Origin of the sequence: Candidatus Erwinia haradaeae (genome assembly GCF_900698855.1) — a bacterium.
In the GTDB taxonomy this organism is placed as follows: domain Bacteria; phylum Pseudomonadota; class Gammaproteobacteria; order Enterobacterales; family Enterobacteriaceae; genus Erwinia_E; species Erwinia_E haradaeae_F.
Genome location: NZ_LR217698.1, coordinates 687257 through 701106, shown reverse-complemented (window position 1 = coordinate 701106; position 13850 = coordinate 687257). Strand labels below are relative to the sequence as shown.

The following is a 13850-nucleotide window of genomic DNA, read 5'->3' as shown; positions in this document are numbered from 1 at the left end:
TCTTATTAGATTTTATATATTTGAGCCCTTTGAGGGCTCAAATATATTAAGTAGCTATCAATTAAAAATAATTGTTATAATGTTTTAGTGCTAACTTCACTAAGATTAGCATTTAGCAATTCAGATAGGTTGGCTGAAGCCTCATCTGCTGTGAGAGCTTGTTTTTCAGTAGACCTCCTGGTATCTGATGATTTGCGTCGAATACGGGATTTATGATACGCATATCCAGTACCAGCTGGTATTAAACGTCCTACTATAACATTTTCTTTTAGTCCCCGTAATTCGTCATTTTTTCCTGCTACAGAAGCTTCAGTTAATACTCGAGTAGTTTCTTGGAATGATGCGGCTGAGACAAAAGATTCGGTGGCTAAGGAAGCTTTGGTGATTCCGAGTAAGTTACGGACATAGGTAGCGGCGATTTTCCCATTAGCTTCAAGATCTCGATTGCATATGCTTACGCGTGAAAATTCAACTTGTTCACCAATTAAAAAGTCAGAGCTACCTGTGCTTTGAATAGTTGCTTTACGTAACATTTGCCGAATGATTACTTCAATATGTTTATCATTAATCTTCACTCCTTGTAAACGATAAACTTCTTGAACTTCATTAGTTATATAGCGAGTCACTGCATGTACACCACGTAAGCGAAGAATGTCATGGGGTGACTCAGGACCATCTGAAACTACGTCACCACGTTCTACACGCTCACCTTCAAAGACATTTAGTTGTCTCCATTTTGGTATCATTTCTTCATAAGGTTCACTACCGTCGATGGGTGTAATAACCAGACGTCTTTTCCCTTTAGTCTCTTTACCAAAGGAAATAATACCACTAATTTCAGCCAAGAGAGCTGGTTCTTTTGGTCGACGCGCTTCAAAAAGATCAGCTACGCGGGGTAATCCTCCTGTAATGTCTTTGGTACCGCCAGATTCTTGTGGTACGCGCGCCAGGGTATCACCTGCGCTTATTTTCATCCCATCTTCTAGATGAACAATAGCTTTTCCTGGAAGAAAATATTGAGCAGGCATATCAGATCCCGGAATCATTACATCTTCACCATGACTATTAATGACTTTGAGTGCTGGACGTAGATCTTTGCCCCCTGCAGTGCGTTCAGAATTATCTAAAATGACAAGTGAAGAAAGTCCTGTCAAATCATCTGTTTGACGAGTAATGGTTTGTCCATCAATCATATCAGTAAAATGAATAAAACCACTGACTTCGGTGATTACCGGCATAGTGTGCGGGTCCCAGTTGGCCACTATTTCTCCTGCAGTGACATTTTCTCCGGCACCCTTCATCATAGTGGCGCCATAAGGAATTTTATAGCTTTCTTTGGTTCGTCCAAAGATATCAATTAATTTTAGTTCTGTATTACGCGAAGTAATAACTATCTTACCTGAAGAGTTAGTGACTGATTTGGCATTTATTAGCTTGAGTTGCCCTTGATTTTGTATCTGAATGCTCGATTCTAACGCTGCGCGAGATGCAGCTCCGCCAATATGGAAAGTTCGCATGGTAAGTTGAGTACCTGGCTCACCAATGGACTGAGCCGCGATTACTCCAATAGCTTCACCTTTATTGATGATATGTCCTCTGGCGAGATCACGTCCGTAACAATGTGCACATACGCCGAAATCAGTTTCACAGCTTACCACTGACCTAACTGTAAGGCTGTCTACTGAATTTTCTTCTAATAAATCACATTCTTTCTCATGAAGAAGAGTGTTTCTGGGTAAAAGAATGTCCATTGTACCAGGTTTTAAAACGTCTTCTGCCGTTACGCGACCCAAAACTCTCTCTCTCAGAGGTTCTTTGACATCGCCTCCTTCAATAATTGGCATCATCATGACTCCAGTCCGAGTTTTACAGTCATCTTCAGTCACCACTAAATCTTGAGCCACATCGACTAGTCGTCGTGTAAGATAGCCAGAGTTAGCAGTTTTAAGAGCAGTATCGGCTAGACCTTTTCGTGCCCCATGTGTAGAAATAAAGTATTGAAGCACATTTAATCCTTCACGAAAATTAGCAGTAATAGGTGTTTCAATGATAGATCCATCTGGTTTAGCCATTAGGCCTCTCATTCCAGCTAACTGACGAATTTGTGCCGCAGAACCTCGCGCTCCAGAGTCGGCCATCATAAATATATTATTAAAAGATACTTGTCTTTCTTCTATACCATTTCGGTTTATCACTACTTCAGTAGAGAGGTTTTCCATCATGGCTTGAGCAACACGCTCGTTAGCTGAAGCCCAAATATCAATCACTTTATTATAACGTTCCCCAGCAGTTACTAATCCAGACTGAAATTGATTTTGGATTTCTGCCACTTCTGATTCGGCTTGACTAATGATTTCAATTTTATTTTTAGGAATTACCATGTCATCGATACCTACTGATGTACCTGAGCGAGCTGCATAGGCAAAACCAGTATACATGGTTTGGTCGGCAAAGATTACAGTAGCTTTGAGCCCTAAGATTCGGTAACAGGTATTTAACATTTTAGAAATAGCTTTTTTACCCAAGACTTGATTGATAATTGCGTAAGGTAGACCCTTTGGTACTATCATCCAAAGTATGGCGCGTCCAATAGTGGTGTCTATAATATTAGTTTTAGGCACCCATTGACCTAGTTCATTTTTTTCATTTTCAGTGATGCGTACTTTTACTCGGGCATGTAGAGAGGCGAGTCCAGCGCGATATACACGCTCCGCTTCTTTAGAGCTACTCAGAAGCATTCCTTCACCTTTGGCGTTAACGCAATCACGGGTCATGTAGTATAGCCCTAAAACAACATCCTGAGAAGGTACAATAATGGGTTCTCCATTTGCAGGAGAGAGAATATTATTGGTTGACATCATTAGAACTCGTGCTTCGAGCTGAGCTTCCATTGTTAGAGGAACATGGACTGCCATTTGGTCTCCATCAAAATCTGCATTGTATGCTGCACAGACTAATGGGTGAAGCTGTATTGCTTTACCTTCTATAAGAACGGGTTCGAATGCCTGGATACCTAGACGATGTAGAGTTGGTGCGCGGTTTAAAAGAACGGGATGTTCTCGGATGACTTCATCTAAGATATCCCAAACTACTAATTCTTCGCGTTCAACCATTTTTTTCGCTGCTTTAATGGTAGTGGCAAGACCACGCAACTCTAGTTTGCCATATATAAATGGTTTAAATAATTCTAGTGCCATTTTTTTTGGTAGACCGCATTGGTGTAGATGAAGATAGGGGCCTACAGTGATTACTGAGCGACCAGAATAGTCAACGCGTTTACCTAGTAAATTTTGACGGAAGCGTCCTTGTTTACCTTTAATCATATCAGCTAAGGATTTGAGAGGTCGTTTGTTAGATCCAGTGATTGCACGACCTCTTCGGCCATTATCAAGCAACGCATCAACTGCTTCTTGAAGCATGCGCTTTTCATTACGAACAATAATATCTGGTGCTGCTAAGTCTAATAATCGTTTTAATCGGTTATTACGATTAATTACACGACGATATAAATCGTTTAAATCTGAAGTTGCAAAACGGCCGCCATCTAATGGAACTAAGGGGCGTAGATCAGGTGGTAAAACTGGAAGAACATTTAATATCATCCATTCTGGTTTGTTACCAGACTGGATGAATGACTCAAGTAATTTAATGCGTTTAGTTATTTTTTTACGTTTAGTCTCAGAGTTAGTTTCATTTAGTTCTTCACGTATTTGCTCGCATTCTTGTTCTAGATCCATATGTTTTAATATGCTTTGGATTGCCTCGGCTCCTATTTTAGCGTCAAATTCATCACCGAATTCTTCTAAGGCGTCAAGATACTGTTCTTCAGTTAACAATTGGTTTTTATCAAGACTTGTCATACCATTTTCAATAACTACATAGGACTCAAAGTAAAGAACTCTTTCAATATCACGTAATGGCATGTCGAGCAGTAAGCCAATTCGGGATGGGAGAGATTTCAAGAACCAAATATGTGCGGTTGGGGAGGCTAGCTCAATATGCCCCATACGCTCGCGACGTACTTTAGTTTGAGTGACTTCAACGCCACATTTTTCACAAATAACACCACGGTGTTTAAGGCGTTTATATTTACCACATAAACATTCATAGTCTTTTACTGGTCCAAAAATACGTGCGCAAAAAAGCCCATCTCGTTCTGGCTTAAACGTTCTATAGTTGATAGTTTCCGGTTTTTTAACTTCACCGAAAGACCATAAACGTATCATTTCTGGTGATGCTAAAGCAATTTTGATTGCATCAAACTCTTCGGTTTTAGCTTGTGCTTTCAAAAATTTCATTAATTCTTTCACTCATTAGCTCCTATCAGATAAGACTTCGTAGGATGTCAGAGGTGATCTGAAATTCCTGTGACAGGTAAAATAGATGTCAGTATCTATTCATCATCTTCTAGCTCAATATTGATAGCGAGAGAACGGATCTCTTTTAAAAGTACATTGAAAGATTCTGGCATTCCCGGTTCCATCTGATGATGTCCATCAACAATATTTTTATACATTTTAGTTCGACCATTCACGTCGTCAGATTTAACAGTTAGCATTTCCTGCAAGGTATACGAAGCCCCATATGCTTCTAAGGCCCATACTTCCATCTCACCAAAACGTTGCCCGCCAAATTGAGCTTTACCACCTAAAGGTTGCTGAGTAACTAAACTGTAGGAACCCGTTGAACGAGCATGCATTTTATCATCAACAAGATGATTTAGCTTTAGCATGTACATGTATCCTACAGTAACTTGACGTTCAAATACTTCACCAGTACGTCCATCAAATAAGGTAATTTGACCAGAAGAAGGTAAGTCGCCAAGTTGTAATAATTCTTTGATTTCACTTTCTTGTGCGCCATCAAAAACTGGAGTAGCAATAGGCATGCCATTTTTAAGATTTTTGGCTAATGACAAAACTTCATCATCACTAAAGGTTTGTAGGTCAACTTTTTGCCGAACATGAGCGCCGAGGTCGTAAGCGCGTTGAATAAATGCACGAAGACTAGATAATTCTGCCTTCTGCTGAAGAAGCAAGCTGATTTTTTTTCCAATGCCTTTAGCAGCCATACCTAAATGGGTTTCTAGGATTTGACCGATATTCATGCGTGATGGAACGCCTAACGGATTGAGAACTATATCTACGGGGATACCATGCTCATCGTAAGGCATATCCTCTATTGGATTAATTTTAGATATAACCCCTTTATTTCCATGACGACCAGCCATTTTATCACCTGGCTGAATTTGGCGTTTAACTGCTAGATATACTTTAGCAATTTTTAATATTCCCGGTGCCAGATCATCACCTTGTGTGATTTTTCGTTTTTTTGTATCCAGTTTTTGTTCGAATTCACTTTTTAGTTCATTGTATTGTCTGACCAGTTGTTCTAATTGATTTTGTTTTTCTTCATTTATTAGGTCAATTTCTAGCCATCGAGATCGAGGAAGAGTCTTAAGCCTTTCCGATTTAATTCCGCTAGAGAGAAGTAGGTAATAAATACGGTTAAATAGACTCGTTTCAAGAATTTTAACTTGTTCTGATAAATCCTTTTTTGCTTCTTTTAGTTGTAGTTCTTCAATTTCTAAAGCGCGTTTATCTTTTTCTACGCCATCGCGTGTAAAAATTTGAACATCGATTACAGTTCCTGTGACTCCATTGGGAACTCGTAAAGAAGAATCTTTAACATCAGAAGCTTTTTCTCCAAAAATTGCTCGTAGGAGCTTTTCTTCTGGTGTAAGTTGAGTTTCGCCTTTTGGAGTTACTTTTCCAACAAGAATGTCTCCGCCTTTTACTTCAGCACCGATATATACAATGCCTGACTCGTCTAGCTTAGCGAGAGCAGCTTCGCCAACATTAGGGATGTCAGAGGTGATCTCTTCTGGACCTAGTTTTGTATCACGTGAAATACAGGCTAGTTCTTGAATGTGAATAGTAGTAAAACGATCTTCTTGAACAACGCGTTCCGATATTAAGATGGAATCTTCAAAATTGTATCCATTCCAAGGCATAAAAGCTACCCGCATATTTTGACCTAATGCAAGCTCACCAAGATCAGTTGCAGGTCCATCTGCTAGAACATCGTTTTTTTGAATTTTTTCACCAATCTGAACGCATGGTCGTTGGTTGATGCAGGTGTTCTGATTTGATCGTGTATACTTAGTTAGATTATAAATATCGATACCAGCTTCGTTCGGATACATTTCACTTTCATTTACTTTTATGACGATACGGGCTGCATCTACATATTGAACGATACCACCTCGTTTTGCAACAGAGGTGACTCCAGAGTCGACGGCTACAGCACGCTCCATTCCAGTCCCAACCAATGGTTTATCAGCTCGTAGTGTTGGCACAGCTTGACGTTGCATATTTGCTCCCATTAATGCTCGGTTAGCATCATCATGCTCGAGAAACGGGATTAAGGATGCACCAACAGAAACGACTTGTTGGGTTGAGACATCCATATAGTCAATTTGCGCACGATTAAATAAACTAGATTCACCTTTATTGCGGCATGTGACTAGATCTTCAATAATATGACCTAATTGATTGAGATTGGTATTAGCTTGTGCAATAACATAATGACCTTCTTCAATAGCAGAGAGATAATGTATTTCATCTGTTACAATACTATTCTTAACTCGTCGGTATGGTGTTTCTAAAAAGCCGTATTCGTTAGTTTGTGCATAAACAGATAGTGAGTTAATTAGACCGATATTTGGCCCCTCGGGGGTCTCAATGGGACAAACGCGACCGTAGTGTGTTGGATGTACATCTCTTACCTCAAAGCCTGCCCGTTCACGTGTGAGACCACCTGGACCTAATGCAGAGATACGACGTTTATGTGTAATTTCAGAAAGTGGATTATTCTGATCCATAAATTGAGATAGTTGACTTGAACCAAAAAATTCTCTAACAGCAGCAGAGATTGGTTTAGCATTAATCATATCTTGAGGCATGAGAGTGTCTAAATCTCCTAGGGATAGACGTTCTTTCACCGCCCGCTCTACACGTACTAAACCAACACGAAATTGGTTTTCTGCCATTTCTCCAACGGAACGAACACGACGATTGCCTAGATGATCAATATCATCTATTTCTCCAATGCCATTTCGTATACTAATAAGTTTTTTCATGACCTGAATAATGTCATCTTTACTTAATATGCCAGAGCCTGTAATTTCATTTCGTTGTAATGAACGATTAAATTTCATACGACCAACCGTAGAAAGGTCATAGCGTTCTTCAGAAAAGAAGAGATTTTCAAATAGATTTTCAGCTGCCTCGCGAGTTGGTGGTTCACCTGGTCTCATCATGCGATAAATTTCAACAAGAGCACTAAGTCGATCTGTTGTTGGATCAATACGTATGACTTCGGAGATATATGGGCCATGATCTAAATCATTAGTGAATAATGTTTCGAGTTGTGTATGATTAGATTGGATTAATTTATCTATTAGATCTAATGATAGCTCCATATTAGCTTCGATTAAGATTTCTCCAGTATCATGATTAATATAGTCTTTTGCAGCTACTTTCCCAGACACATACTCCATAGGCACTGTGATGTAAGAAATAGCGTCTTTTTCTAATTGTCTAATATGTCGTGCTGTAATGCGACGACCTTTCTCAACGTATATTGTTCCATTTGCTTCAATATCAAATGAAGCTGTTTCACCACGAAGTCGTCCTGGAACGAGTTCCATTTGTAGTCTATTGTTGCTGATATGATATATAACTTTTTCAAAAAATAGATCCAGAATTTGTTCGGTTGTATAATTAAGTGCACGTAAAATAATTGTTGCAGGTAGCTTTCTTCGTCGATCAATACGAACGAATAAATTATCTTTTGGATCGAACTCAAAGTCTAACCATGAGCCGCGATATGGGATAATTCTAGCATTATAGAGAACTTTTCCTGATGAGTGAGTTTTTCCTTTGTCGCTATCAAAAAATACTCCAGGACTGCGATGTAATTGAGATACAATAACACGTTCTGTTCCGTTGATAATAAAAGTTCCATTCTCGGTCATTAGGGGAATCTCCCCCATATATACTTCTTGTTCTTTAATGTCTTTAACAGTTCCTTCTGGTGCTTCCCTCTCGTATATTACTAGACGTAGTTTTACGCGTAGAGGAGCAAAAAATGTAATGCCACGAATCTGACATTCTTTAACATCAAAGATAGGATCACCTAAGAAATAGCTGACATATTGAAGCTCTGCATGAGAGCTATAACTTTGTATTGGAAATATTGAACGGAATGCTGCATCTAGACCGTATTGACCTTCTGGATCTCGTTCAATAAATTTTCGGAACGAGTTCAACTGAATAGAAAGAAGATAGGGAATTCCCAGTACTTCTGGACGTTTTCCAAAATCTTTACGAATACGTTTTTTCTCGGTATAGGAGTAAACCATTAGGGTTCCTCAGTTTGCTGAACAATAGAACCTCTCTGCCCATTTAAATGGGGAGAACAGTTATTCCATGCTATTTAAATAAGAATAATTATGAATGCTAGGTCGATATTGGTCCTACTATTTCCTTTCTCTGATGCAATGATTGTATTGTTTTATCTGAATTCGTTGCATCGGAGTTAGAGAAAGATCTTAAGTAAGTCACTAATTAAATAGTTTCCATCTTTTTGATCTTGTATAAGTTAAGAACACGGTTATTATATCCTTTAGTAATTATCAGTTAAATTGATAATTTTGAATCAAAATATAGCCATTTCTTACAAATTATATTTTTTATTTTATTTCTATAGTTGCACCAGCTGTTTCTAATAGTTTTTTCAATGAAGCTGCGTCTTCTTTACTAATTCCCTCTTTTAATGTAGCCGGAGCAGACTCGACGAGATCTTTAGCTTCTTTAAGACCCAAGCCAGTAGCGCTTCGCACTGCTTTTATTACAGCTATCTTATTAGTTCCAATAGATTGTAGTACGACATCAAATTCTGTTTTTTCTTCTATATCTTCAACATCAGATGTAGGATTTGTCATAGCGTAAGAGGTAGCTGATATACCAAATTTTTCCTCCATGGCAGAGATGAGCTCAACTATTTCCATTACAGATAATGCTGCAACCCCTTCAATGATTTGTTCTTTAGTAATTAACATTGTATTTTCCTGAATTCAGACAGTGGTTGTTACGTAAGAAAATAAGAGAAACAATAAGCCTGTTAATTTAAGAAGTATTAGCTTCCTTTTGGTTACGCAAGGCAACAAAAGTACGTAATAGCTTTCCGGCAGCAGCTTCTTTTATCGTGATTACTAATCGTATAATCGCTTCATGGTAAGTAGGTATATTTGCTAATCGATCAATGAGATCTGAGCTTATTAGTTCGTTTTCAAAGGCTGAGTCTTTAATTTTAAAATTAACATTAGTTTTAGCGAATTCCTTAAACAAACGAGCAGCTGTACCAGGATGTTCCATAGAATATGCAATTAAAGTTGGTCCAGTTAATGTTGTGTTTAAGCACTTAAACTGTGTGTTTTCAATGCTACGGCGTAGCAAGGTGTTGCGTGTAACACGTATGTATACGTTAGCTTTTCGACCTGATTTACGCAGTTCGTTAATTTTGTTGACACTTATTCCACAGGTATTTGCTGTTACTGCAGATAATGCGTTTTTAGCTATATTATGAACTTCAGTAACAATTGTTTTTTTATCTTGAAGATTTAAGGCCATTATCTCTTGCTCCTGGATTATTCTGGAATTCACAGAGGCTTTCTTTCACTCAATTTTCTTATGTTAGGTAGATATTTAATTTATGGTGATTTTGAATTCCATATAGGGGTCAAAATTGTTTTTTTGATCTTGTCAGTATTTCTGATAACTAGTATGTTAAAAACATAGTCTCAGATGCATATATAGCCTTTCTTTTTGAAAGGAAAGCATTTAAAATGTAAAATATTCAGATTGGATGCGTCGTAATTTAATAGTTCTGTTTAATATAACTTATCGATTTTATTGAGATATTGATAAAGTTTGAATTAGTTATTTTTAAGGGAAATATTTAATTATCAATTAATATAAACTCTTATAACTGGATTAGTCTTTTCATCTCTAATTTAAAGTATTTCATAGATAGATTTTAGGAAAAAATTTTTCTCTGGTAAAGAAAAAAGATTAGTTAGTGGAGTCTTTTAGACTAGATTGATCTAATGTAACACAGGTTCCCATGGTAGTCGAGATGCTAATTTTTTTGATAAACACCCCTTTTGATTGAGGGGGTTTGGCTTTTTTAAGAGAAATTAATAGATATTCTAAATTTGTTTTTAAGTGATGTATATCAAAATTAATTTTACCAATGGTGGTATGGATAATGCCGTTTTTGTCGTTACGATAACGAACCTGACCTGATTTAGCATTTCTTACTGCTTCTCTAATATTCTCTGTTATAGTACCTACTTTTAGGTTGGGCATCAGACCTCGTGGTCCAAGAATGTGGCCTAATTGGCCAACAATATGCATTGTATCTGGAGATGCAATAACTACATCAAAGTTCATTTCGCCTTTTTTCACTTTTACCGCAAGATCTTCTAATCCTACCAGTTCTGCACCTTCCTCTATCGCAGATTGAGCGCTGGTTCCTTGAGTAAATACCGCTACGCGTGTAATACGACCAGTACCATAAGGTAATATAGTGGACCCGCGTATATTTTGGTCAGATTTGCGTGGATCAATGCCTAACTTTACTGCTACATCAACACTTTCTATGAATTTAACAACTGCTAGTTTTTTTAGGAGGACTAGAGCTTCATTTATCTCATATGGTTTAGTTTGGTCAATGTTTTCAGAAATTTTTCGCATGCGTTTGCTTAGATTAGCCATTTTTAGTCCTCTATGACCAGGCCTATAGAACGAGCAGTTCCTTCAATAGAACGCGTCATTGCTTCAATATTAGATCCTGTCATGTCTTCATATTTAATCTCAGCTATCTCACGTAGCTTTGCGCGTGATAATATACCGATTTTTTGTTGGTTTGGTTTTGAAGAACCAGATTCTACCCCGGTCGCTTTTTTTAGAAGAATGGCTGATGGAGGGCTTTTAGTAATAAAAGTAAAGGAGCGATCACTATAAACTGTAATAATAACTGGAATGGGTAGTCCTTTCTCGAAAGAATCTGTTTTTGCATTGAATGCTTTGCAGAATTCCATGATATTCACACCTCTTTGCCCAAGAGCCGGACCTACGGGTGGGCTAGGGTTTGCCATACCTGCTGAAACCTGTAGTTTGACATAGGTTTGTACTTTTTTAGCCATAATAATACCTCAAGTAAGGTGATCATACTGTTTTGTTTCTGTATAACTAATTTTGATTTATTATCTTAAAATAAATAAAGATAATGGTGTTAAATTAGAGTAATTATATTATATCTTTCAATTTATAGATATTTAAGTTTTAGAAGGGTGGGGTTTTATGTATTATCATATTAATAATGTATATATTTGTTTAATGATTATATATGAGTTCAGCAAGGGAAAAGAATTAACCTTTTTCAACTTGAGCAAAATCTAGTTCTACTGGGGTGGCGCGACCAAAAATAGATACGGATACTGTTAGACGACTTTTTTCATAATCAACTTCTTCTACAACGCCATTAAAATCGGAAAAAGGACCGTCATTAACGCGCACCATCTCACCTGGTTCAAAGAGTGTTTTTGGACGCGGTTTATCTCCTGCTTGCTGTAATAGCCCCATAATTGCATCAGCTTCCTTAAAGCTGATTGGTGCTGGACGATCTGAAGTGCCTCCAATAAAACCCATGACTCTAGGCACGCTACGTACAAGATGCCAACTTGCATCGTTCATTGTCATTTGTACTAAGACGTACCCAGGGAAAAACTTTCGTTCGCTTTTACGACGTTGACCACGACGGATTTCAACTACTTCTTCGGTAGGAACCATGATATCGCCAAATAGTGTTTCCATGTCATGTAATTTAATATACTCACGTAGGGATTGGGCTACGCGACTTTCGAATCCGGAAAACGCTTGAACAACGTACCAGCGCTTGTTAGGAGCTTCAGACATCTCAAAACCTCAAGCCAGTAATAAATGATATGATGCGAACTAGTAGATTATCCAGCCCCCATAGAATTAGTGACATTACGGCAGTTGCTGCACTAACAATTAATGTTGTATGCAACGTCTCATTAGGAGAAGGCCAAGTGATTTTTTTTATTTCTCTATGCGCTTGATAGATATAGTCTATAGCTATTTTCCCTTTTTCTGTTAATCGAAAAATGCTAGTTGCTGTAGTTAACAAAAAAAGTATCGCCAATATGCGTAGATATACAGGTGTGTTAGAAAACCAAATATTTCCTATGATAGCGATGAGAAAACAAAATATTATGCTTAACCATTTTCCTATTTCTAACCAGCGTTTTTTTTGTTGTGTTCCAGTAAAATATATATTCATAAATGAACCTTTAAATAAAACATTACTGCAATATAAATTAAAGAAATATTGATTTTGTAATTTATACATCTGCTGAGTAACCTTATTATGTATCTGTGTATCAAAGAGCTGTTCTTTTTTAGATTATTCAAATTAAATTGCAAGATTCTCTTTATTTAAGAGAAATGAAGTTTTATAGTTTTTATTACTCTGTCATAGTTAGATGCTTCTTTACTAGAAGCATATTGTAGCCTATTTATAATGGGTCTTAAATACTCTTTTAAAATAATTTTTTAATATTGTTTAAATATAACATGATTATGTATAGATTAGACCTATCTATTAGAGTAGGTGACATCTATAATTAATATTAGAAATATTAGTGGTTTATATTGTAAAAGATTCGTCTATCTAATAAAAATAGAATATCGATTAGGAATATACTAATTTAAGTATGATACGATGTGAGTTTGATAATTTTTCTATCATTTAATTCCAAAGAATGATATTTCCACTTAGTTGGCATTATGAAATTAATACAGGTTTATCGGATTATTTAGGTTATTAAATGAATTAATGAATGATACGTGTTATTTAAGTTTATTTTTATCCTTTTTTTGTAATTGTCATGGGCAATATTTTGTTGTTTCTTTTGATTTTTGGAAAAAGAATTGTTTAAGAGTTACTTGCAATAATATCCTTGATTTATTAAAGGTAAACATGCCTAATAATGAGGATAGATCTTTTTAGAGAAGACGCCTGAATCAAAAGATTTAAGATGATAAAATAGATTGGATTATCGGTTAAATTTAAAATATTTTCATGCGTTTTTATAATATTCATTTTTAGACTTAATTTTTAGTCTTATTTGTATACCTGTTCATAGCCTAGTGTGAGTGATAAAATATAAATATCATATATTTCATTATGATTGTTAAGTTTCTATTCTATATCTAGATATGTATTTACATCTTATGTTTTAAAATTAATTAATTTAACTATAAGAATATATTATTGATAACGGTTACATATGTTCTAATTTAAAAATCCACTTTGTGATGAGAGAAACCTTGTTGTAAGTGAATAACCTAATGAGATTAGGTTATACTATAATAATAATATTTTTAGTGATTTTTGTAATTTATATGGTCTCTCATGAATTTTAAACTGTGTTTTACAAGATCAATGATGCATAAATTCTACTATAATTTATTTTATATATTATCATTTATAATCCAATACCATAAGAGAGATACAATAACTTATTCAATATTTTATGCAATAACTGATTATTGGATTGTATATTAGATAGTTTAGTTGATCCGAGAGTTTGATCATGAAAGATATAATACATTTTAGAATATTAGATAGTAGCTGTTACATTAAATAATAGATTAGGATTGGTAGATAGGCCTATATATCAACACTTTGTCTTAAAG

General features: G+C 36.3%; 8 protein-coding genes. All 8 read right to left on the bottom strand.

Annotated features, from left to right (window positions below; all coding sequences use genetic code 11):
* Nucleotides 1–74: 74 nt before the first annotated feature.
* Nucleotides 75–4310, bottom strand: a complete 4236-nt coding sequence (gene rpoC, locus HACICURT3053_RS02075) for a DNA-directed RNA polymerase subunit beta' (protein WP_157992088.1) — start codon at nucleotides 4308–4310, stop codon at nucleotides 75–77.
* Between the two features lie 83 nt (nucleotides 4311–4393).
* A complete protein-coding gene (gene rpoB / locus HACICURT3053_RS02070; protein ID WP_157992087.1) occupies nucleotides 4394–8425 on the bottom strand; it encodes a DNA-directed RNA polymerase subunit beta in 4032 nt (1343 codons plus the stop codon).
* Between the two features lie 330 nt (nucleotides 8426–8755).
* A complete protein-coding gene (gene rplL, locus HACICURT3053_RS02065; protein ID WP_157992086.1) occupies nucleotides 8756–9124 on the bottom strand; it encodes a 50S ribosomal protein L7/L12 in 369 nt (122 codons plus the stop codon).
* A 67-nt stretch (nucleotides 9125–9191) separates the two neighbouring features.
* Nucleotides 9192–9695, bottom strand: a complete 504-nt coding sequence (rplJ, locus tag HACICURT3053_RS02060) for a 50S ribosomal protein L10 (protein WP_157992085.1) — start codon at nucleotides 9693–9695, stop codon at nucleotides 9192–9194.
* Between the two features lie 441 nt (nucleotides 9696–10136).
* The gene (gene rplA / locus HACICURT3053_RS02055; protein ID WP_157992084.1) at nucleotides 10137–10841 is read right to left on the bottom strand and encodes a 50S ribosomal protein L1; all 705 of its coding nucleotides are present in this window, start codon (nucleotides 10839–10841) and stop codon (nucleotides 10137–10139) included.
* Nucleotides 10842–10843: 2 nt separating this feature from the next.
* A complete protein-coding gene (gene rplK / locus HACICURT3053_RS02050) occupies nucleotides 10844–11272 on the bottom strand; it encodes a 50S ribosomal protein L11 (RefSeq protein ID WP_157992083.1) in 429 nt (142 codons plus the stop codon).
* Between the two features lie 226 nt (nucleotides 11273–11498).
* On the bottom strand, nucleotides 11499–12044 hold the full coding sequence (nusG, locus tag HACICURT3053_RS02045; protein WP_157992082.1) for a transcription termination/antitermination protein NusG: 546 nt from the start codon (nucleotides 12042–12044) through the stop codon (nucleotides 11499–11501).
* Nucleotide 12045: 1 nt separating this feature from the next.
* Complete coding sequence (gene secE / locus HACICURT3053_RS02040) at nucleotides 12046–12432, bottom strand: preprotein translocase subunit SecE (RefSeq protein ID WP_157992081.1); 387 nt, start codon at nucleotides 12430–12432, stop codon at nucleotides 12046–12048.
* Between the last annotated feature and the right edge of the window lie 1418 nt (nucleotides 12433–13850).